This is a genomic window from Thioclava electrotropha (assembly GCF_002085925.2).
Classification (GTDB): Bacteria; Pseudomonadota; Alphaproteobacteria; order Rhodobacterales; family Rhodobacteraceae; genus Thioclava; species Thioclava electrotropha.
In genome coordinates, this window is record NZ_CP053562.1 from 862,883 (window position 1) to 883,538 (window position 20,656).

Genomic DNA, 20,656 nt, shown 5'->3' on the forward strand with positions numbered 1-20,656 from the left:
TTGAGTATCGTTTCCTCAGGCGCGATCAGCGCGCCAGACGTTTTGCTGCGTGGGCGATGCCCAGCGTCGGGCTGGTCAGAACCGGCGGGTCATCCGCGCTCGGTTCGAGCCGCTCGAGCGCGCGCGCCATCGAGGCCTGTGCCAGAACCACCACGTCGTTTTCGCGGGAGAGCCGGGCGATGCCTTCGGCCACCCGCGCGTCGTGCCCCTCCCGGTCGCCCGATTGCAGCGTCTCGAAGGCGCCTTCGACGACCTCGCTCGTGATGGTGCTGTCCGCCCCGGCCTCGCGGCTGACGCGTTCGACCAGTTCGACGGTGGGTGTCAGGGTCGATTGCAGGGTTGCGAGCACGCCTATGCGGCGGCCTTTTGCGACGGCCTCCTGCGCCATTCCCTCGTCGATACGGATCAGCGGGACGGGGCAGAGCGGTGCGATACGTTCGACCGCGCCGCCGAGGCTGGAGCAGGTCACGAGCACGGCTTCGGCCCCCGCATCGACCGCCGACCAGATCATGCCCGTCAGGCGTCGCGCCGTCATCGGGCTGACCGATCCCTCGCGGATCGTCAGGCGCAGAAGGCTCTCGTCGAGCATGTTGAACACTTTCCAGTCGGGCAGGTGCTCCTGCGCCAGACCTTCGAGTTCCGGGATCAGTCCGGCGACGGTGTGGATCATCGCCAGAGGGCGGGGTGATTCGTAGCTTTCGTCGGTCATCGGCGGGCTCCTTTGCTGCGGTCTGGGTGCTTTCGCCCCGTTGGCGATGACAGCGCTGTCATGTTTTGCGAGTATCACCACGGACCCGGCTCGATGACAAGCCGGAATGTCTCAAGACCCTTGTTTGAAACGCTTTGGCGGGGGTCGGAACTACGTTCCGCCGGGGAGGGCGCGTCGTTCCGACACCTGTCCTGAGACAAGTTTTTGTTATTTGCTGATTGACAAGTCGTCTTTGCAGTTCGCAATATGACAGCGCTGTCACCGGAGGAATGGCAGCGCTAGCATTTTCGGGCGTATCCCCGTCCGACCCGCCAGCCCCTCACCGACGAGATCGGTTCCGGGATGGGCGAGTGGAACGTCGGGGATGCGGAGAAGGGAGGGGCGTTTTGGCACTGTCGGAAAATTCGGTCACGCCATCGGAAAGGAAATCCATGCGAGTCCTGCATCAATTGCTTCAACTGCGTCACATGCGTGAATTCAACGTTCTGATCGCGTTGATCCTGATGGGGCTGCTGATCAGCCTGTTCACACCGTATTTCCTGACCGTGTCGAACCTGATGGGCGTGTCGCGGGCATTCTCGCTGACGGCCATCATGAGCATCGGCATGGTGATGGTCATCATCACGGGCGGGATCGACCTTTCGGTTGGCTCCGCGATGGGGCTTGCCGGTCTGATCACGGCACTCTGTTTCGACGCGGGCTATTCGCAATATGCGGCGGTGGCTGCGGGGCTCGGTGTCGGGCTTGCCTTCGGGCTGACCAACGGGTTGCTGATCACCGCGATCGGCTTGCCGCCCTTCATCGCGACGCTCGGCACGCTGAGTATCGGGCGCGGCCTTATGTACATGATCACCCACGGCGTGCCGCTGACCCCGGAGACGCCCGAGAGCTTCAGCTTTCTGGGGCAGGGCTATGTCGGCCCGGTGCCGGTGCCGGTGGTCATCCTGCTCGTGCTGACGCTCATCTTCACGGTTATCATGACCCGGACCCGCTTCGGTCGGCATGTCTACGCCACGGGCGGCAACGAGAACGCGGCGCGTCTGAGCGGGGTGAAGGTCCAGCGCGTCAAGCTCGCGGTCTATGTTCTGTCCTCGACGATTTCCGCGCTGGCCGGCGTCATCGCCTTCTCGCGCTATCTTTCGGCAGAGCCGGCCTCGGGCTTCGGCTCGGAACTTGAAGTGATCGCTGCGGCCGCAATCGGCGGGGCGAGCCTCGCGGGCGGTATCGGCTCGGTGCTCGGCGCGGTCATCGGGGCGGCCCTGATCGGCGAGATCGCCAACGGCGTCGTGCTGCTCAACATCAACACCTATGCCCAGCAGGCTATTACCGGCGGCGTGATCCTGATCGCGGTCAGCCTGGACGTGCTGCGCAATCGGATGGGCGGGCGCGGCTGAGCCGCGCCGTCCGGGAAGGAACAAGATCAAGAAGCCGGACCGCGTCTCGAAGAGGAGAGAGCGGCGCGAGATCCGGACGAAGAATGCCCCGGTGCGGGGCGTGAAACCGAAACTGCATCAACAACAGGGGCCCGCCGCGGTTGGTTGGGTCCGGAGGAGGAGACAAGATGCGTATTGCAATGAAAGCCGCCGCTGCGGTTCTGGCCCTGGCAACCGGTATGGGGACGGCAGCGTCCTATGCTCAGGACATCACCGTGGCGCTCGTGCCGAAAGTGGCCGTTCCGTTCTTCGACGACTGCAACACCGGTGGCGCGGAAGCGGCCAATGAACTGGGCGTGAAGTATCAGTGGGTTGTGCCCGCGAACACGCAAGGTTCGACGCAGGTCAAGATCATCGAGGACCTGATGGCACGCCATGTCGACGGGATCGGGATCTCGGTCAACGAGCCGAAATCGGTCGAAGGCATCATCAAGCAGGCCACCGATGCGGGCATCAAGGTCGTCACCTTCGACAGTGACAGCGCCAACAGCTCGCGCAGCATGTATATCGGCACGATCAACAAGCAGGCTGGCGTGACCATGGGCAAATCCATGGCGGAAGCGCTCGGTGGCAAGGGTGAGGTGGCGATCGTCACCGGTCAGCTCGGCGCCTCGAACCTGAACGAGCGGATCGACGGCGTGAAGGAAGCGCTGGCGGACTATCCCGACATCAAGCTGGTCGCGACCGAAGGCACCGAGGATGACCTCGCGCGCGCCGTGTCGGTGACCGAGGCGCTCCTGCGCGCCAACCCGAACCTCTCGGGCATCTTCGGCATCAGCCAGGTCGGTGGCCCGGCCGTGGCGAAGGTTCTCGCGCAGCAGGAATTCGCGGATAAGAAAGGCCAGCTGAAGGTCTTTGCCTTCGACGATCTGCCCGACACGATCAAAGGCGTGAAGGAAGGCTTCATCGACGGCATCATGGTGCAGCGCCCGATCACGATGGGCAAGCTCGCGGTCGAGCATCTCGTGGCCCAGATCAAGGGTGAAGAGACCGACCCGCAGAACATCGACACCGGTGTGACCGTTGTGACTGCCGACAACCTCGACAGCTACACCAAGTAATCTCCGACAAGACCTGGGCGGGGCCAAACGCGGCCCCGCCCGACATTCTTCAGCCAGAGGCCGCGATGAAACCGTTTCTCGAAATGATCGGCATTTCCAAGACCTTTCCCGGGGTGAAGGCGCTGGACCACGTCGACCTGCATCTCAATTCCGGAGAGGTGCATGTGCTGGCGGGCGAGAACGGCGCCGGCAAGAGCACCCTGATGAAGATCATGACCGGCGTGCTGCGCGCGGATCCGGGCGGCGAGATCCGGGTCGAGGGCGAACCCGTCGTCATCAAGAACCCGGTCCATGCCCGGTCGCTCGGCATCTCGATCATCTACCAGGAACTCGCGGTGGTGAATAATCTCACCGTCGCCGAGAACGTCTTTCTCGCGCGCGAGCCGCTATTGCCCACGGGCCTGATCGACCGCACCAAGATGAATGCGGACACCCGCGCGGTGCTGCACGAGCTTGGCGTGGAAATCGATCCCGAAGCGATGGTCGGCACGCTTTCGATCGGCCAGAGGCAGCTGATCGAGATCGCGCGTGCCATCTCCTACAATTCCAAGCTCATCATCATGGACGAGCCGACCGCGTCGCTCAGCCACCACGAGGCATCGACACTGTTGCGCATGTCGCGCAAGCTGGCCGCGCAGGGTGTCGGCATCGTCTTCATTTCGCACAAGCTCGAGGAAATCTTCGAGATCGCCGACCGCGTCACCGTGCTGCGCGACGGGCGCACGGTGGACACTCGGCCCGTGTCCGAGATGACGAGCGACCTGCTGGTGCGCCTGATGGTGGATCGCGAGCTCGATCAGCTCTTCGGTCATCACATCTCCCATGCGACCGACGAGGTTCTGATGTCGGTGCGCAATCTCACCGAGAAGCGCGTGAAGGACGAAGGCGTCTTCGTGCGCGACGTCGATTTCGACCTGCGTCGCGGCGAGGTGCTGGGCTTCTTCGGTCTGGTCGGCGCCGGGCGGACCGAAGTGATGGAGATGATCTTCGGCAGCCGCCCCCATAGCGGCGAGATTTCGATCAACGGCAAACCGGCGCGGATTTCCTCGCCCTCGGACGCGATCGAGCATGGGCTCGGATTTGTGACCGAGGATCGGCAGTCGCGCGGGCTTGTCCTCGGCATGTCGGTGCGCGAGAATTTCTCGCTGACGCATCTGAGTGACTATTGCAGCCTCGACTTCGTGAACCGTCGCAAGGAAACCGCGGCCTGTGCGGATTACATCCGCGCGCTGGGCATCAAAACGCCGTCGCCCGAGCAGAAGGTGCTCAACCTGTCGGGCGGCAACCAGCAGAAGGTCGTCTTGGCGAAATGGGCCGCGCGCCGCCCGCAGATCCTGATCGTCGACGAACCGACGCGCGGGATCGACATCGGCGCGAAGGCCGAGGTCCACACGTTGCTGGGCAAGATGGCCGAGGAGGGCATGTCGATCATCGTGGTCTCTTCGGACCTGCCGGAGATCCTTGCGATCAGCGACCGTGTGATCGTGCTGAAGGAGGGGAAGATCAGCGGTGAACTGACCCGAGAGAACGCCACGCAGGAGAGCGTGATGCTGGCGGCGACCGGCTGAGGCCGTCCCGTCGAACCAAATGTGAATGAACGAAACGGAGACTGAAATGACCAAGCGCGTAGTATTTACAGGCGGAACCGGCAAGGCTGGGCGTCATGCGGTGCCGCATCTGCTGAGCAAGGGCTACGATGTGCTCAACGTCGACCTCAAGCCGCTCGACCTGCCCGGCGTCAACACGCTGATCACCGATGTGACCGACAGCGGCGCCGTGTTCAACGCGCTGACCACCCACCACGACTTCGGCGGGTTCGAGAAGGGCGCGCCGCCTTCGCCGCCCGATGCGATCGTGCATTTCGCCGCGATCCCGCGCGTGCTGATCGAGCCCGACAACGTGACCTATCAGGCCAATGTCATGAGCACCTACAATGTGCTCGAGGCGGCAATGAAGCTCGGCGTGCGCAAGGTGATCATCGCCTCGTCCGAGACGACCTACGGCGTGTGCTTCGCCGAGGGCGACAAGGATTTCCACTCCTTCCCGCTCGAGGAAGATTACGACAGCGATCCGATGGACAGCTACGGGCTCTCCAAGGTCTGCAACGAAAAGACCGCCCGCGCTTTCGCCGCCCGCTACGGCGCGGATATCTATGCGCTGCGCATCGGCAACGTGATCGAGCCGGATGAATACGGCATGTTCAAAGGCTTCCTTAAGGACCCGATGAGCCGCAAGCGCAACGCCTGGAGCTATATCGACGCCCGCGACCTGGGTGAGATCGTGCATCTGTGCATCGAGAAGGACGGGCTGGGCTATCAGGTGTTCAACGCGGTCAACGACACGATCACCGCCGATATGCCGACCACCGAGTTCTTGAAGAAATACTGCCCGAACACGCCGATCACCCGCGAGATGGGCGCCGACGAGGCGCCGATTTCGAACCGCAAGGCGCGCGAGGTTCTGGGCTTCAAGGAAGCGCATCCGTGGCGCAAATACGTGGAGGTATGATCGCCACGGTCCCCGCGATGTTTTTAGCGCCCATGCACGTATGGCCTATGAAAACGCTGCCGCTAGGTGCATTTCTGGGTCATTGACTCGGGCTTGCCCGAAAGGAATTGGAGGAAAGCGTCATGGGGACCAAACAGCGATTGCCTGACCGCAAAAGCAAGATCACGGTGCGCGAGGTCGCGCGCCGTGCCAATGTCAGCGAGTCGACGGTTTCGCGGATCATGCGCAACAAGGGGCTCGTCGCCGAGTCCACCCGCGAGAAGGTCATGGAGACGGTCCGCGCGATGGGCTACGTCCCCAACCGCATCGCGGGCTCGCTGGCCTCGCTCGACTCCTTCCTCGTGGGCGTCGTCATCCCGTCGCTCTCCAACATCGTGTTCCCGGAGGTTCTGCAGGGCGTCCATGCCGGGCTCGAAGGAAGCGACCTGCAGCCGGTGATCTCGACCACGGATTACAATGTCGACCGCGAAGAGGCCGTCGTGCGCGGCATTCTCAGCTGGAAACCCGCCGCGATCCTGCTCGCCGGGTTCGACCACACCGACGCCACCCGCAAGATGCTCGAGCAAAGCGACATCCGCGTCGTCGAGATGATGGATATCGACAGCACGCCGATCGACATCGCGGTGGGCACCTCGCACCGCCGCGCGGGCCACGCGATCGGTCGCCACCTGATCTCGCGCGGCTACCGCCATTTCGGCTATGTCGGCCATGACTGGAACGCCGACCGCCGGGCGCGGCTGCGCTATGACGGGCTGTGCGAGGCGCTCGCGGAATCCGGCCTGTCGGTCGAGGCGCATGCGATCGACGACGGACCCAGCTCGGTCGGGACGGGCCGGGAGCAGACCGCGCGCCTGCGTGCGTCGGCCCCGCAGATCGACGTCGCGGTCTATTCCAACGACGACATGGCCGTGGGCGGCGTCTTCCACTGCCTTGCCGAAGGCATCAGCCTGCCCGACCAATTCGCCATATTCGGCTTCAACGGTCTCGATATCGGCAAGGAGCTGCCCCAGCCGCTCTCGACCGTCCGCTCGAACCGCTATCTCATCGGCAAGAAGGCGATCGAGGAGGTTCTGGCCTCGCCCGAGCGCCCGTCGACACCCACCATCATCGACACTGATTTCGAGGTCTTCGCCGGCGCAACCGCCTGAGGCGCGTCGAGCTCGGACACCGAACGAAAAAAGGAGAAATCCCATGCATCCCGCTCTCGCCAAAGGCAATGTCGCAGTCGTCACCGGAGGGGCCTCGGGTATCGGTCTCGCCGCCGCCCGCCACCTCGCCGGGCTGGGGATGCGTGTCTGCATCGCCGATCTGCCGGGGGCGGCCCTCGAAGCCGCCTACGACGCCCTGATCGCTGCGGGTGCGGCGGCGGCTGACGTAATGACGCAGGCCACCGATGTCTCGGACCGGGCGCAGATCACGGCGCTCGCTGATGAGGTCTGGGCGCATTTCGGGCCGGTCAATCTGCTGATGAACAATGCGGGCATGCAGCCCGGCAGCTCGATCTTCGATGCGGAAGGCAACTGGGACCGCATCCTCGACGTGAATATGGGTGGCATCATCCGGGGCAGCCAGATTTTTGCGCCGCGCATGATTGCGTCGGGCGCGCCGGGGCTGATCGTCAATACCGGCTCCAAGCAGGGGATCACCACGCCTCCGGGCGATCCGGCCTATAACGTGTCGAAAGTCGGCGTGAAGGCCTTTACCGAGGCGCTTCAGCACGAGCTGCGCAATCGCGCGGACTGCAAGGTCGAGGCGCGGCTGTTTATCCCGGGCTTCGTCTACACGCCGCTCACTGCGGGCGGGCGCACCGAGAAACCCGCCGATGCATGGACGCCCGAGCAGGTCGTGGAGTTCCTCTTCGACTCGATCGAGCGCGGCGATTTCTACATTCTGTGCCCAGACAACGACGTGGATCGCGCAACGGATGTGAAGCGCATCCTCTGGGCAGCGGGCGACATCACCGAGAACCGCCCGCCCTTGTCGCGCTGGCATCCCGATTACGGTGACGCCTTCAAGGCGTGGCTCAAGAAGTGATGCGCCCATGACGACCCGGGTTCATCGTATCGCGGCCATCCCCGGCGACGGGATCGGGCCAGAGGTGGTCGACGCCGCATTGACAGCGCTTGACCACCTGAGCCGCCAGACCAACGCGTTCCGGCTCGAGGTCGACCGCTTCGACTGGGGCTCGAAACGCTTTCAGCGCGAGGGCACTTTCATGCCCGCAGACGGGGTCGATGCACTGCGAACCTATGACTCGATCCTTTTCGGCGCGGTCGGCGCTCCGGACGTGCCCGATCACCTGACGCTCTGGGGGCTGCGCCTCGCGATCTGTCAGGGGCTCGATCAATATGCGAACCTACGGCCCACCCGGATCTTGCCGGGCCTGTCGAGCCCGCTTGCCGGTGTCGGTCCGGACGATCTGGACTGGCTGATCGTGCGCGAGAACTCCGAGGGCGAATATGCGGGGCAGGGCGGGCGCAGCCATCGCGGCCAGCCGCACGAGGTCGCCACCGAGACCGCCATCTTCACCCGCACCGGCGTCGAGCGCATCATGCGCGTGGCCTTCTCGCAGGCCCAGGCGCGCCCACGTAAGCGTCTGACGGTGGTGACGAAATCCAACGCGCAGCGCTACGGGCTGGTGCTATGGGACGAGATCGCCGCAGAGGTCGCGCGCGAGTTTCCCGACGTGACATGGGATCGGATGCTGGTCGACGCGATGACCGTGCGCATGACGCTCGATCCGCGTTCGCTCGACACGATCGTCGCAACGAACCTTCACGCCGACATCCTCTCGGATCTGGCGGCGGCGCTCGCAGGGTCGATCGGCATCGCCCCCACAGCCAACCTCAATCCCGAACGCGCCGCGCCGTCGATGTTCGAGCCGATCCATGGCTCGGCCTTCGATATCACCGGCAAGGGCGTCGCCAATCCCATCGGCACCTTCTGGAGTGCTTCGATGATGCTGGGGCATCTGGGAGAGACTGAGGCCGAGGCGCAGATGATGCGCGCGATCGAGGTCGTGACAGCCGATCCCGAGAGTCGCCCGCGCGACCTCGGCGGCACAGCCAGCACCGAGCAGGTGACGGAACGGCTCTGCCGCGCGCTCGATGAGATCGGGACGAAAAGCTGAAAATTACGGACGGGCGTTGGACGCTGTCGTCTTTTGTCGGTCTTGAGAGCCGGGCGCATGGGATGCGGACCTACGCAAGCCGAACTCGCGTGCCGCGCCAAGATCGGTATCCCGACAATGCGCGCCCTGGAGAAAGGGTCAGGCGCGATCCTCACGCTTGAGGCCAACCCCACGATGGCGGAGGTCTTCGGGCGTGTCGATGTCACTCGCCTCTTCGGCTGAAAGGGGGATGAGCGACTTACGCGGCAGGGCGCGCAACAGCTCCCGGGCACCTTGATCTTCGTCCTGATCGGGTGCGTGTCTCAAGTCGTGCGCGGTCAGAAGCGCTGGCGGCATCGGGATACCGTTGAAGGTGCAGGCGCGGCTGCCGCCGTCGCTATTCACCAAGGCGCGGAGCGTGTCGGTTGAAACGAAAGGCGTGTCGCCCAGCATAAACAGCGCACGTTCTGCCCGGCGGCTCGTTGCGACGCCGCGCGCCGCTCGCCAGCTCTCGGAGAGCGGCAGGCCCGGTGCCACGTGATGCACCTTGAACGACGGCGGGAGAGAAACGGCGACCCTCTCGGAAGAGACGATCGCCACGAGCGCATCGCATCCCGACGCCTCGAGCGCGCGCGCCGCTGCCAGCACCAAAGGGGCGCCGTTCCAGTCGGCAAGCAGCTTATCCTGAGCGCCGAACCGACGCGAGGCGCCGGCGGCGAGGAGGATGCCAAGCGTGCGCATGGTGGCCCGCGCCCGGATCAGTCGAGCGGCGAGAAGGCCGCGGGCTGCAGGAAGATGCTTTCCTGATGCACGAGATAAGGCAGGATCTTGGGCACGAAAGCCTGCCATTCCGGGTCTGCGCCCAGCTTGGCGCGTTGCGCGCTGCGGTGGCCGTAATCCTCATAGGCCCAGAGGAAGGTGACCGCGTTGAGCACGCCGCTGTCGCTGACCCAGCATCCGGCAAGCTTCGCATATTGGGTGATGATGTGCAGACCCTCGGCTTCATAGAGCTTGAGGAACTCGGGCGCCTTCCCGGGGGTGATGCGGTAGGTTCTTTGTTCGTAGATCATGTTGGACTCCGGCGTGAATGGCAGAAAATCGCGGGCACTGACGTCCCGTCATGCGCCGAAGCTACGACCAAACTTCAGGTTTTCGCAACACATAAGTCGTCAAGTGACGAAAAGATACTTTGCCTTCGCGCGGAATGGGCTAATGTAGGGAGCTGAAGTCGTTGCGTCCGGCGTCGGAATGAACAACAAGGGGTGCCAAGGGGAAAACGTGCAGGCCAAGCCAAAAATGACTGAAGGTTCGTCCAAAACGAACGGCGCCGGAAATAAGCCCGGCTCGCCGCAAGGCGCTGTGCGCATGCCGTTCAATGAGCGTCGTGCCCAGATTTTGGACGTCGCCACCGAGTTCTTTGCGGAGAACGGGCTTGCGGGGCAGACGCGGCAGCTGGCGGAGAAATGCGGCATCTCCCAGCGTCTTCTCTATCGCTTCTTTCCGACCAAGGAAGACTTGCTCAAAGAGGTCTATAACCGAGAAATTCTTGGTGCTTTCAAGGCCGTCTGGTTCGTTGAGCTTCAGGATCGTTCGCAGCCCATGGCCGTGCGCCTCGACGCATTCTATCGCGACTATCTTCAGTCTACCTTGACCCGGAAGTGGTTGCGATTGTTCCTTTATGCCTCGCTGGCCGAGGCGAATATGGCGCCTGACTACATCGCAGCGATCGTCATGCAGTTGCTGGAGACCGTGATGCGCGAAGTGGCGCATGAGCGGGGCGTAGAGCTGCCGGAAGATCCCGCATTGCTCCGCGAAATGGCGTGGACGCTGCACGGTGCGATCTCTCACTACGCGATTCGACGCCATATCTATCAAAGCAGCCTGTCGCTCTCCGAAGACCAGGTGGTAACGATGCATGTCCGCGTGTTCCTCGCGGGATTCGAAGACATGGTCGAGGTGTGCAGCGGCCGCTGAGCGCTGCAATCCGCTACATTTTCCCTGATTTCGCCTGCGGAGGCTTCCGCAGGCGCTGAAATTTTGTGCGATTTCCGTTGCGGAAGGGAAATCCTCACTTTTTCGTTTGTCGTCAGTTGACGAATAAATAAATCGCCAATAGCGTCGGTTCCCATAAACAAGATCAACAGGGACGGCTTGCTGCAGGTTGGGCTTTGAACGGGCTCGGGCTGAGGCGGCCATGCAAAAGGAATCGAAAGATGCTCAAGGATAAGACGCGCCGTCTCGGGCGCCGGGATTTCCTCCGCTACTCGGCGGCGGGCGCAGGGGCGCTGATGGCGCCGGGTCTGGTTCGTCCGGCGAAGGCCGAAACGGCCGCGCTGACGATGCACACCTGGTCGGCGGCGGTCGACACCGTGCAGAGCCACCTCAGCGCCTTCACCAAGGAAACCGGGATCCCGGTCAATTACGGCAACTCGCCCTGGGCCCAGTACCGCGAGGGCATGGTCGCGAAATTCGTGGGCGGTGCGCCGCTCGATGCGATGTGGGTGTCGGATTCCTGGCTGCCCGAATGGGCCGAAGCCGGCTGGATCGCTCCGGTCGACGAGTTCGACAGCCTGATGAAATACAACGCCGAGGCCGAGGATTTCTGCACCGACTCCATGACCTATGGCGGTCGTCAGTACGGCCTGACCTATTACACCGACTACATGGCCTTCTTCTATGACGAGGCGAAGCTCAAGGAAGCCGGCTTCGACGCTCCGCCGGAAACCTGGGACGAGCTGGTCGAGCAGTCGCTCGTCATGAAAGAGAAGGGCATTGCCGACTATCCGATGATGCTCGCGATGGCGCAGGAAAGCTGGCTGATCGAGTTCATCTCGACGCTGGTCTATTCGCATGGTGGCCGTCTGGTCGACGACAACGGCATGGCCGTGATGCAGGACCCGAAAGAGGGGGCTGTAGAGGCGCTGAGCTGGGTCGTCGATGCGGTCAACAAGCACGAGATCGTCTCGCCCGCCTGTGTCGAGACCGGCGAACTGGCTGGCCTGAAATCCTTCGCGGCGGGCAACCACGCCTTCGCGATGGTCGCGAAATACCGTCTGCGGATGCTCAACGATCCCGAGCAGTCGCAGATCGCGGGCAATGTGAAGCAGGCGATGATGCCGAAAGGCGCCAACGGCTCTCACGCGACGGTCGGTTGGATGCGTTTCCACGGCATGTCGGCGCAGGCTGCACAAGACAAGGCGCGCGCCGAGAATGCCGCGAAGCTGATCGAATGGTTCGGCGGCAAGGCGGATGGCGCCTACACGTTCCAGAAGCTCCTGTTCCTCGATATCGGCGCCGGGTTCGGCGTGAAGCCGCTGTTCGAGGATCCCGAGATCCGCGCGGCCTACGACTCCTATGGCGATGTCGACATGATTCAGGCTCAGCAGGCGCTCGCTCGCAAGAAGGACACGGTCACCCCGTGGTTCGGCGAGTGGAACGACACCAACGGGTCGGCCTGGCAATCGGCCATCCTCGGCAATGTCGATCCGGCCGGAGCGGTCAAGAAATCTGCCGATCTGTGGAACGAGCTGAAGGACAGCTACTGAGCAGGTGCGGCGGGCCTTTCTAAAAGGCCCGCCGCCTGTCGGGCAGGGCAACGGGAGAGCATGACGTGGCGAATGCAATGACACGGGCGACACGCCCGAAATGGCGGGTGGGATACGAGGAGCGCAGCGCCATGCTGTTTCTTGCTCCTGTCATGGCCGTTCTGGGCGCGGTTGCGGTCTTCCCGATCGCCTATTCGCTTTATATCAGCTTCTTCAGCATCAAACTGACGCGTCCGAACCGGACCCCCTTTGTCGGGCTGAAGAACTATACCGATCTTCTCGGCGATGAGGCTTTCTGGGGCGCGGTCTGGCGCACGGTGAGTTTCTCGCTCGTCTCGGTTACCGCGATTGCTTTCATAGCCTTGCTTGTCTCGCTGCTGCTGAATCAGGAATTCCGCGGGCGTCGTATCCTGTCGACGATCCTGCTGGTGCCGTGGGCGATCCCCTATGTCGCGAACGCGCTGATGTGGAAATGGATCTACGATTCCAGCTACGGGGCACTGAACGGCCTGCTCTATCAGCTCGATTTCATCGACAAATACATGGTCTGGCTGGGGGATCAGGACAAAACGCTGTTCCTGATCGCCAATGCCTTCGTCTGGAAGGAAGTGCCGCTGACGACGATCCTTCTGCTGGTCTCGCTCAAGTCGATCCCGTCTGATCTCTATGCGGCGGCACGCGTCGATGGCGCGACGGTCTGGCAGCGCTTCGTGCATGTCACCCTGCCTGCGATGAAGCCCGGTTTCATGCTGGTGATGATCTACGAGACGATGATGGCGATCCGCCATTTCGATCTCTTCTTCATCCTGACCGAGGGCGGGCCCGGCAGCGCGTCGCATGTGCTCTCGTGGCACATCTATGTCGAGACCTTCCGCAACCTGTCCTTCGGGAGCGGTGCTGCGATGTCCTACCTCCTCGCAATCGCGACTTTCGCACTCTCCTACCTCTTCATCCGAACGCTGGGGCGCAAGATCTGACATGAGCGATATGCCTATCACCCCGCCTGTCGACACGATCGACTACCGCCGCCGCCAGAAAATCGGGCGTATTGTGCAGCGTCTGGTGATCGTGGTCTCCGCGATCGTCCTTGCGGCCTACATTCTCGCCCCGGTGTCCTGGCTCGTCTCTTCGGCGTTCCAGACCGAGACCGAGATCGTTTCGATCCCGCCGCACTGGATTCCCGAAGAGCCGACCCTGCGCAATTTCGAGGCGATCTTCACCGCCGGGAACGACGAGCCCGTCACCTACGAGACGCGCTCGGGCGCCGATCCGGCTGCCGGTGACTTCATCCCCTCCACCGCGGAGAACCTCCTGCCGTCGATGGCCAACAGCCTGATCGTCTCGATCCTGGTGGTGATCCTGAACCTGCTCGTCGGGGTGCCGGCCGCCTATGCGATCGCGAAGATCCGGTTCTGGGGGCGCAACGCGTCGGTCTACTTCATCCTGATCACGCGGGTGATCCCCGATATCGCGCTGGTCGTGCCGTTCTTCCTGGTGATCCGCAAACTCGGGATGCTCGATACGCTCGGATCCCTGGTGATCACCTATCTCGCGATCACGGTGCCCTTCACGGTCTTCATCCTGATCCAGTATTTCGAGGGCCTCCCGGACGAGCTGGACAAGGCCGCGCGGGTCGATGGCTGTTCGCGGTTCCAGGCGCTGATCAAGGTGTTCCTGCCGCTCTCGCTGCCCTCGCTCGTCGCCGTGGTCCTCTTCACCTTCCTTACCAGCTGGAACGAATTCCTGCTCGCGCTGATGTTCACGCAGACCTCCGCGTCGCAGACCCTGCCGATCCTGCTGGCCTCGTTCACCTCCGATTTCACGGTGAGCTTCTCCTTCCTCAACGCCGCTGGCGTCCTGGCGGTCGTGCCGCCGGTGATCGTCGCCATCGTCTTCGAACGCTACATCGTTTCCGGTCTGACCGCCGGGGCTGTCAAAGGTTAGAAAGGACAAAGTCTTGGCCCGGATCCGCTTCACCAACGTAAACAAGAAATACGCCAACGGCTTCCATGCCGTGCGCAATCTCAACCTCGATATCGAGGATCGCGAGTTCATCGTCCTGCTCGGCCCCTCGGGCTGCGGCAAATCCACGACCCTCAACATGATTGCAGGGCTCGAGGAAGTCTCGGACGGCGATCTGATCTTCGACGAGCAGGTCGTGAACTACGTCCCGCCGCACAAGCGCGACGTCGCGATGGTGTTCCAGAGCTACGCGCTCTACCCGCATAAGACCGTCTACGACAATATCGGCTTCGGGCTGAAGATGCGGAACGCGTCGAAGGAAGAGATCGACGAACGCGTGCAAGATGCCGCGAAGAAGCTCGAGATTTCGCACCTGCTCGACCGCCGTCCGTCGCAGCTTTCGGGCGGCCAGCGTCAGCGTGTGGCGCTGGGACGCGCGATGGTCCGTGACCCGTCGGTCTTCCTGATGGATGAGCCGCTGTCGAACCTCGACGCGGCGCTGCGGATCTCGATGCGCGCGGAGATCAAGGAACTCCACCGCGCGATGGAGACCACCTTCGTCTACGTGACCCACGATCAGGCCGAGGCGCTCACGCTCGCGGATCGTATCGTGGTGATGAATGACGGGGTCGTGCAGCAGATCGGCACGCCCGACGACATCTACGAGCGCCCCGCGAACACTTTCGTGGCGTCGTTCCTCGGCAGCCCGCCGATCAACTATTTCGACGGCGTGCTCGAGGCCGGGCCGGATGACGAGATGGCCTTCGTCCGCGATGGGTTGCGTCTCGTACTGCCGGCAGATCATGCAGCGTCCCTGAAAGGGCAGGAGGGCCGCGCGGTGCGGCTGGGTATCCGGGCCGAGGATGTCGCGGAAGGCACTGCCGAGCCGGGATACAATGCGCTCAGCGGCACCGTGAACTCGGTGCTTCCGGTTGGCTCGGATCAGTATCTGGGTATGGATTTCGGCGGCGAGGAGCTGTTCTTCCGCGTCGGCAAGGATCTGCGCCATGCGTTCGGCGAGAGCATCACCCTCGCGGTGGATCTCAACCGCCTGCATGTCTTCGACCGCGAAACCGGTCAGTCGCTGATCTGGAACGCGGCCTGACACGATGAAACCCGCCCCTTTCACTTACCACCGGCCTGCGAGCCTTGCCGAGGCACTGGCGCTGTTGCGCACGCATGGGCCGGCGGCCAAGCCGATCGCCGGAGGGCAAAGCCTAGGGCCGATGCTGAACATGCGGCTGGCGCGCCCGGGCCATCTGATCGATCTCAACGATCTGATCGAGCTGGACCGCGTGCGGGTGAAGGAGGACATGCTGGAGATCGGAGCGCTGACGCGCCATCACCGGCTGGCCAATGCGCCGGAAGTGCAGCGGAGCCTGCCGCTTCTCGGTGCCGCTGCCGCCTCGATCGGGCATTACGCGATCCGTCAGCGTGGCACGATCGGCGGCAGCCTCGCCCATGCGGACCCCGCCGCCCAGTTGCCGCTGATCGCAGTCACGCTGGACGCGACGCTGGTGATATCGGGACCGGCAGGCACGCGCGAAGTTGCCGCCGCCGATTTCCTGCAATCGATCATGACGGTCGATCTGCGCGATGGCGAACTCATCACCGCGCTGCGCTTTCCGCTCCCGGTCGGCGATCTCTGGGCCTTCGAGGCTTTCTCGCGCCGTCACGGCGATTTCGCGCTGGTCAGCGTCGCGCTCAGTTTCGCGCGCGACGCGGAGGGCAAGATCGATGCGCTGCGGCTCGGGCTCGGCGGCGTCGATACCGTCCCGCTGCGCCTGCCCGAGATCGAGGCGCGCGCGCAGGGCAGGCTGGCCGATGAGGACACCATTCGCGACCTCGCAGCCGCGGCCGCCGCGGCGATCGCGCCCGAAGACAGTGAACAGGTGCCCGCCGTCTATCGCCGGGAGCTTGCCGAAACGCTTGTCATTCGCGCGTTCCAGTCCGCTCTGACCCGGGAGGAGGGTGCATGACCGCTCCGACACACGACCCCCTGACGCTTTCGCTGAGCGTGAATGGCGAAACCCACGACGTTCGGGTGCCTGCGCGCAAGCTGCTCTCGGATGTGCTGCGCGACGACCTCGGCCTGACCGGCACCCATGTCGGCTGCGAACACGGCGTCTGCGGCGCCTGCACCGTGCTGATCGACGGCCGTCCGGCGCGCGCCTGCCTGACTTTCGCCGCCCAGATGGAGGGCCACGAGGTCACGACGGTCGAGGCCATGGGACGGCCCGACGCGCTCTCGGCGCTTCAGCAGGCGCTGCACGAGGAACATGGGCTGCAATGCGGTTTCTGCACGCCCGGCATCGTGGTGACCTTCGAGCATTACCTGCGCGAGAACCCGGATCCGACCGCAGAGGAAGTGCGCGATGTCCTGTCGGGCAACCTGTGCCGCTGCACGGGCTATCAGAATATCGTCGCCGCCGTGCTGAAGGCTGCGGCCCGGATGCGTGGAGAGGCGGCATGAGCGGTGATTTCACCGAGATTGGTCGCGCCCTGCCGCGCAAGGAAGATCGACGCCTCGTCTCCGGTCGCGGGCGTTATCTCGACGACCTCGCCTTTCCCGGCGCGCTGCATGTGAGCTTCGTGCGCTCGCCCCACGCTCATGCGCGCATTCTCGGGATCGACAGCGCCGAAGCCGCTGAGATGCCGGGGGTCGTGGGGATTTTCACCGGGCGCGATCTCGATCAGATGACGACGCGGCTGCGCCTCGCACCGCCGATCGAGGGGCTGCAGCCGACCGAGCTGACGACGCTTCCGATCGACAAGGTCCGCTTCCACGGCGATCCGGTGGTCTGCGTCGTCGCGACCGATCGCTACCTCGCCGAGGATGCCGCCGAATGTGTCGCCGTCGAATATGACCAGCTTCCGGCGGTGACTTCGATCACCGAGGCCTTCGCGTCCGATGCCGCTCTGGTCGATGACAGCCTGACCAGCAACATGGTCTCGCATCAAAGCCTGTGCGTCGGCGATCCTGCCGCGCGCCGGGCCGAGGCGCATCGCGTCGTCGAGGCCCGTTTCTCGCTCCATCGCCACACGCATGTCCCGCTGGAGACGCGCGGCTGCGTCGCCGATTGGGATGACGGGCGCGCGCATCTGAACATGCATATCGGCAATCAGGTCCCGCATCCGTTGCGCAGCCAGCTTGCTGCGCGGCTGGGCCTGTCGGAAAGCCAGGTGACGGTGATGAGCCCCGATGTGGGCGGCGCCTTCGGTCAGAAGATCGCGCTCTATCGCGAGGAACTCACGGTCGCGGCTCTGTCTCGCCACCTGCGCCGCCCGATCCGGTGGCGCGAGGATCGGATGGAGAACCTGATGTCCGCCGCCCATGCGCGGGAATACGAGTGCCGCACCCGCGCCTCGGTCAGCGAAACCGGACGGATTCTCGGTCTCGAGCTCGAGATCGACGAGGATTTCGGCGGCTATTGCTTCTACCCGGCCAACTATATGGCCCGCGTCATCGCCCTGATCATGACCGGTCCCTACCGGATTCAGGACTACGCCTACGAAGTCCGCGTCGCGCTGACCAATAAATGCGGCGCAGGCCCGATGCGCGCGCCCATGGCGATCACGAGCTGGGTGATGGAGGGCACGATCGACGCCATCGCCCGCGACCTCGACCTCGACCCGGTCGAGGTGCGCCGTATCAACGCGCTCGGCCCGGAGGATTTGCCCTACAAGATGCCCACGGGCGAACTCCTCGAAGATGTCAGCCCACGGGAGACGCTCGAGATCGCCGTGGACGCGATCGACGTCGCGGCCTTCCGTGCCCGGCAGGCGCAGGCGCGCGCCGAGGGGCGCTATCTGGGGCTCGGGCTGTGCACGGTGATCGAGAGCACGACCTATGGCTCGGAATTCTACAAATCCGCCGGTATCCCCGGATCGGGCCATGAATCAGCCTGGGTGCGGATCGAACCGAGCGGAGCGGTCAACGCCTCCGTCGGCCTGATGGGCACTGGGCAGGGCTACGAGAGCCCGCTTTCGCAGGCGGTGGCCGAAGGGCTCGGCGTGCGCTCGGAAGATGTCACGGTCCATATGGGCAACACCGATATCGCGCCCTACGGCATGGGCAGCCGCGGCGGACGCGGCGCGACGGCCGGCGGCGGGACGCTCTATCTCTGTGCGCTCAAGGCGCGCGAGCGGGTGCTCGCGATTGCGGCTTCGATGCTCGATCTCAACGATGCTGGCGGGCTGCGCATGCGCGCAGGCCAGATCGAACGGATGATCGGCGACGACTGGCAGGAGACGGGCCTTGCGCTGACCGATATCGCGCGGCGCGCCTATCTCGATCCGCTGGCGCTTCCCGAAGGGATCGCGCCGGGGCTCGACTTTTCGCATAGCTACGACCCGCCCGCGATGACCTATTCCAACTCGACCCATGCCTGCGAGGTCGAGGTCGACCCGCAGACCGGCGCTATCACCATAGACCGTTATCTCGTCGCCGAGGATTCCGGCACCGTTCTCAACCCGATCGTCGTGCGCGGCCAGCAGCAGGGCGCAATCGCGATGGGGCTGAGCGGCGCGCTGCTCGAACAGGTGATCTACGACGGCACGGGGCAGAACCTCTCCGCGACGCTCGCCGATTACCTCGTGGCCTCCCCGAACGAACTCCCGGAATTCGAAATCCTGCATCACAACACGCCGAACCGCCGCACCCCCGCGGGGATCAAGGGTATGGCCGAAGGCGGCGTGATGGGCGCAATCGGCGTGCTCGCCAACGCGGTGAGCGATGCGCTCGCGCCGCGCGGCGTGACGATCGAGCGTCTTCCGTTGACCCCCCAATCCATTCGCGCGCTTCTCCGAGAGGCCGCGCCCAGCTCAACGAAAAGGACCCAGCCGTGACAGAAGAGAAACTCAGCGTCGGCTTCATCGGACTCGGAATCATGGGCCAGCACATGGCGGGGCATATCCTCGCCGCGGGGCATCCGCTCAACATCTACAACCGCACCCGCGCCAAGGGCGACGCCCTCGTCGCGAAGGGGGCGACGTGGTGTGACAGCCCCGGCGCCGTGGCCGAGGCCAGCGATATCACGATCACCATCGTGGGCTACCCAGCCGATGTCGAACAGGTCTACCTCGGTGAGGATGGGATCATCGCCAAGGCGCGCCCGGGCTCGGTGCTGATCGACATGACCACCTCGAGCCCGGCCCTGGCCGGGAAGATCGCGCAGGCGGCTCTCGCGCGCGGCCTCTCTGCGCTCGACGCCCCGGTGTCCGGCGGCGATGTCGGTGCGAAGGCGGGCAAGCTCGCGATCATGCTGGGCGGCGATGCGCGGGCATTCGAGCGGGTCCTTCCGGTGCTGGAGCTGATGGGCGGGAATATCGCGCTGATGGGAAAGGCGGGCGCTGGGCAGCACACCAAGATGGCCAACCAGATCGCCATCGCCTCGACCATGCTCGCGGTCGCGGAAAGCATCAGCTACGCGCGCGCCGCCGGTCTGGATCCGATGCAGGTTCTCAAAGTCATCGGAACCGGGGCTGCGTCGAGCTTCCTGCTCAACGGGCTTGGGCCGAAGATGGTGGACGAGGATTTCGCGCCCGGCTTCTTCGTCCACCACTTCGTCAAGGACATGTCGATCGCGCTGAGCGAAGCCGAAAGATTGGGCCTCGATCTGCCGGGCCTGTCGCTGGCGCGCAGCCTCTATGGCAAGCTGGTGGATGACGGCTTCGGCGAAGAGGGCACGCAGGCGCTCTACCGTGCCTATAACGCGATCCATGCGGAGGCCGGGTGATGCGGTTCGAAGGCGATCACCTGATCCCGGCCGATCCCGAAACGGTCTGGCGCGGGCTCAACGACCCCGAGGTGCTGCGCCGCGCGATCCCGGGCTGCGAAGCGATGGAGCAGACGGGTGAGGCCGAATATACCGCCACGGTCGTGGCACGGGTCGGCCCCGTCTCGGCCAGCTTTCGCGGCAAGGTGGAGCTGAGCGATCTCGTTCCGCCCGTGTCCTACCGGATCTCCGGGCGCGGGCAGGGCGGGCCTGCGGGCTTCGCCAAGGGCGGCGCGGAAATCAAGCTCGCGCCCGAAGGCGAGGGCACGCGTTTGTCCTATGTCGCCGATGTCGAGGTTGGCGGTAAACTGGCCGCAGTCGGCGGGCGATTGATTCAGGGCGTGGCGCGCAAGAATGCCGAGGACTTCTTCAATGCCTTCTCGCGGGTCGTGACCGGCGAGGCGGAAGAGACCGCTCCGTCAAGCGAAGGCGCTGCCCCGACGGGCGCGGTGGCCACTGCGGCGGCGGGACATATTCCGCTGATCGACCGCGTGGCGTGGCTTCTGGTCGGTCTTGGCCTCGGGCTTGGGATCTGCTGGCTCTTTGGTTGAA

General features: G+C 64.2%; 20 protein-coding genes. 17 read left to right on the forward strand and 3 right to left on the reverse strand.

Going from position 1 to position 20,656, the window contains the following annotated elements:
• Positions 1–25: 25 nt before the first annotated feature.
• Positions 26–709, reverse strand: coding sequence for an aspartate/glutamate racemase family protein (locus AKL02_RS04320; protein ID WP_083078734.1), 684 nt, complete (start codon positions 707–709; stop codon positions 26–28).
• Positions 710–1,140: 431 nt separating this feature from the next.
• Between AKL02_RS04320 and AKL02_RS04325 the strand changes: the two genes are divergently transcribed.
• The 7 genes from AKL02_RS04325 (at position 1,141) to AKL02_RS04355 (ending at position 8,841) form a co-directional block, all read left to right on the forward strand.
• Entirely contained in the window at positions 1,141–2,103 is a 963-nt protein-coding gene (locus AKL02_RS04325) for an ABC transporter permease (protein WP_075776414.1), read from the forward strand.
• Positions 2,104–2,270: 167 nt separating this feature from the next.
• Positions 2,271–3,203, forward strand: a complete 933-nt coding sequence (locus tag AKL02_RS04330) for a sugar-binding protein (RefSeq protein WP_078519926.1) — start codon at positions 2,271–2,273, stop codon at positions 3,201–3,203.
• 65 nt (positions 3,204–3,268) lie between these two features.
• Positions 3,269–4,771 (forward strand): sugar ABC transporter ATP-binding protein, encoded by a 1,503-nt coding sequence (locus AKL02_RS04335; RefSeq protein ID WP_078539965.1) that lies wholly within the window; start codon positions 3,269–3,271, stop codon positions 4,769–4,771.
• Between the two features lie 46 nt (positions 4,772–4,817).
• Positions 4,818–5,711: an NAD-dependent epimerase/dehydratase family protein gene (locus tag AKL02_RS04340; protein ID WP_078545721.1), complete on the forward strand. Its 894-nt coding sequence runs from the start codon at positions 4,818–4,820 to the stop codon at positions 5,709–5,711.
• A 122-nt stretch (positions 5,712–5,833) separates the two neighbouring features.
• Positions 5,834–6,859 carry a LacI family DNA-binding transcriptional regulator gene (locus tag AKL02_RS04345; protein WP_083078737.1) on the forward strand — a complete coding sequence of 342 codons (1,026 nt, stop codon included), beginning with the start codon at positions 5,834–5,836 and terminating at the stop codon, positions 6,857–6,859.
• 43 nt (positions 6,860–6,902) lie between these two features.
• Positions 6,903–7,745 (forward strand): SDR family NAD(P)-dependent oxidoreductase, encoded by an 843-nt coding sequence (locus tag AKL02_RS04350; RefSeq protein ID WP_083078739.1) that lies wholly within the window; start codon positions 6,903–6,905, stop codon positions 7,743–7,745.
• Positions 7,746–7,752: 7 nt separating this feature from the next.
• On the forward strand, positions 7,753–8,841 hold the full coding sequence (locus tag AKL02_RS04355) for a tartrate dehydrogenase (RefSeq protein ID WP_083078742.1): 1,089 nt from the start codon (positions 7,753–7,755) through the stop codon (positions 8,839–8,841).
• A gap of 138 nt (positions 8,842–8,979) precedes the next feature.
• Here AKL02_RS04355 and AKL02_RS04360 read toward each other — a convergent pair whose 3' ends face one another.
• Positions 8,980–9,561, reverse strand: coding sequence for a nucleotidyltransferase family protein (locus tag AKL02_RS04360; protein ID WP_165757005.1), 582 nt, complete (start codon positions 9,559–9,561; stop codon positions 8,980–8,982).
• Positions 9,562–9,578: 17 nt separating this feature from the next.
• Positions 9,579–9,890 carry an NIPSNAP family protein gene (locus AKL02_RS04365; RefSeq protein ID WP_078519919.1) on the reverse strand — a complete coding sequence of 104 codons (312 nt, stop codon included), beginning with the start codon at positions 9,888–9,890 and terminating at the stop codon, positions 9,579–9,581.
• A gap of 178 nt (positions 9,891–10,068) precedes the next feature.
• Between AKL02_RS04365 and AKL02_RS04370 the strand changes: the two genes are divergently transcribed.
• From AKL02_RS04370 to AKL02_RS04415, 10 genes are all read left to right on the forward strand, one after another.
• On the forward strand, positions 10,069–10,794 hold the full coding sequence (locus AKL02_RS04370; RefSeq protein WP_198453251.1) for a TetR/AcrR family transcriptional regulator: 726 nt from the start codon (positions 10,069–10,071) through the stop codon (positions 10,792–10,794).
• Between the two features lie 239 nt (positions 10,795–11,033).
• Complete coding sequence (locus AKL02_RS04375) at positions 11,034–12,365, forward strand: extracellular solute-binding protein (RefSeq protein ID WP_078539960.1); 1,332 nt, start codon at positions 11,034–11,036, stop codon at positions 12,363–12,365.
• Between the two features lie 131 nt (positions 12,366–12,496).
• A complete protein-coding gene (locus AKL02_RS04380) occupies positions 12,497–13,342 on the forward strand; it encodes a carbohydrate ABC transporter permease (protein ID WP_198453252.1) in 846 nt (281 codons plus the stop codon).
• A gap of 1 nt (position 13,343) precedes the next feature.
• Positions 13,344–14,309 carry a carbohydrate ABC transporter permease gene (locus tag AKL02_RS04385; RefSeq protein WP_198453253.1) on the forward strand — a complete coding sequence of 322 codons (966 nt, stop codon included), beginning with the start codon at positions 13,344–13,346 and terminating at the stop codon, positions 14,307–14,309.
• Between the two features lie 13 nt (positions 14,310–14,322).
• On the forward strand, positions 14,323–15,432 hold the full coding sequence (locus AKL02_RS04390) for an ABC transporter ATP-binding protein (RefSeq protein WP_083078750.1): 1,110 nt from the start codon (positions 14,323–14,325) through the stop codon (positions 15,430–15,432).
• Between the two features lie 4 nt (positions 15,433–15,436).
• Entirely contained in the window at positions 15,437–16,306 is an 870-nt protein-coding gene (locus AKL02_RS04395) for an FAD binding domain-containing protein (RefSeq protein WP_083078753.1), read from the forward strand.
• A complete protein-coding gene (locus AKL02_RS04400) occupies positions 16,303–16,800 on the forward strand; it encodes a (2Fe-2S)-binding protein (protein WP_083078755.1) in 498 nt (165 codons plus the stop codon). Before AKL02_RS04395 ends, AKL02_RS04400 begins: the two co-directional genes overlap by 4 nt.
• On the forward strand, positions 16,797–19,175 hold the full coding sequence (locus AKL02_RS04405) for a xanthine dehydrogenase family protein molybdopterin-binding subunit (protein ID WP_083078757.1): 2,379 nt from the start codon (positions 16,797–16,799) through the stop codon (positions 19,173–19,175). The genes AKL02_RS04400 and AKL02_RS04405 overlap by 4 nt, the downstream gene beginning before the upstream one ends.
• Positions 19,172–20,065, forward strand: coding sequence for an NAD(P)-dependent oxidoreductase (locus tag AKL02_RS04410; RefSeq protein ID WP_078539954.1), 894 nt, complete (start codon positions 19,172–19,174; stop codon positions 20,063–20,065). The genes AKL02_RS04405 and AKL02_RS04410 overlap by 4 nt, the downstream gene beginning before the upstream one ends.
• Entirely contained in the window at positions 20,065–20,655 is a 591-nt protein-coding gene (locus AKL02_RS04415) for an SRPBCC family protein (RefSeq protein WP_083078760.1), read from the forward strand. The genes AKL02_RS04410 and AKL02_RS04415 overlap by 1 nt, the downstream gene beginning before the upstream one ends.
• Position 20,656: the final 1 nt, after the last annotated feature.